We start from the raw sequence: 1312 nt of genomic DNA on the forward strand, positions 1-1312 counted from the left end.
GAAAAGATGCTGTTGAGAAAATTGACAAGCTAAAACCAAAATTGATTTTTCTTGATGTGCAGATGCCGGGCATGGATGGTTTTGATGTCCTGGAGGCAATTACGCATAAACCCTATGTTATCTTCACTACGGCCTATGATCAATACGCCATTCAGGCCTTTGATAAAAATGCAGTGGATTACGTACTTAAGCCGCTGGATGAAGAACGCTTTAAGCTGGCCATCAAAAGAGCAACAGAGCGTATAAAAGCGGAGCAAACCAATGTTGAAGATCTGTTGATGAATATTAAGTCGGGCGGGGAAGAGAGCAAATACTCAAGCCATCTTTTTGTGCAAAAATCTGAAAAACTCCTCAACCTTGAGGTGAAGGATATTGTACATCTTGAAGCTTCCGGAGACTATACAATATTAACCACCAAGAATGATCAGTACCTAAGCTCATCAGGCATAGGAAAGCTGGAGGAAAAACTCAACCCTGATGTGTTCATAAGAGTACACCGTTCCACTATTATCAACCTCAACTATTTAAAAGAAATAGAAAAACATTTTAACGGAGGTTTGATTGTGAAAATGGAAAATGGAAAAAGCTTCCCTGTAAGCAGGACCTACGCCAAGCAAATCCGTAAAAAGGTAGTTTAGTTAACTTCCAGTTTCTTTTTGATCAGACTGGCTTCCAGGTCAGTTGTAAGATCAGGGGCTGTCATATAGGTAGCAATATAGCTGGCTATGTCACGGCCCAGTTCCTCTACATTAAGTTTGTCCAGATGGGTAAGGATGGCAGCCTTGTCCTCCGCAATATCATTGCTCATACCCATATAGGAAGGAATACTCCGTTGTATATACAATCGTAAAAAGCGTATTTCAGGATTGTCTTTATCGGCATCTACAGCGTTGTTGAGCAGTTCCTGGGCATTTTTCAAATAAGAAAATTTGCTAAGTGGGTTCCAGGCATGTTTTGCCATTAGCGATTCTGCCGCAGCCTGATATGCCTGAACCAGAGGTGATTTGTCTTTCAGGCTCACTATGTAGTTATAGTACTTCTCACACTTGTTAAAATTGAAATCAGTATAAAACAATTCATTTCTGATGTTTTTGATTTCATCCAAAGATTGAGCGTGACCTGTAAGCCATGTACCGCTGACAAAAAATATGAGAATAATTACCGCTAAATTTTTCACTGATAAATACTGAGTAGATAAATTCTACAAACGATTAAAATTTTGCAAAGTTAAGTTTAGGAGCGATTTTTTTTATCATTTGGTTTTAAAACTTTTGTCTCGTCTTTGGGCTGAATAGGAAAACGCCAAATAAAA

General features: G+C 38.8%; 2 protein-coding genes. One reads left to right on the forward strand and one right to left on the reverse strand.

What is annotated here, in order from left to right; translation table 11 throughout:
• The coding region (locus tag E1163_RS04355) for a LytR/AlgR family response regulator transcription factor (RefSeq protein WP_155169889.1) at nucleotides 1-638 on the forward strand (638 nt) is incomplete at its 5' end.
• Here E1163_RS04355 and E1163_RS04360 read toward each other — a convergent pair.
• Nucleotides 635-1177: a hypothetical protein gene (locus tag E1163_RS04360; RefSeq protein WP_155169891.1), complete on the reverse strand. Its 543-nt coding sequence runs from the start codon at nucleotides 1175-1177 to the stop codon at nucleotides 635-637. The genes E1163_RS04355 and E1163_RS04360 overlap by 4 nt on opposite strands.
• Between the last annotated feature and the right edge of the window lie 135 nt (nucleotides 1178-1312).

Source organism: Fulvivirga kasyanovii, assembly GCF_009711405.1.
Taxonomy (GTDB): Bacteria; Bacteroidota; Bacteroidia; order Cytophagales; family Cyclobacteriaceae; genus Fulvivirga; species Fulvivirga kasyanovii.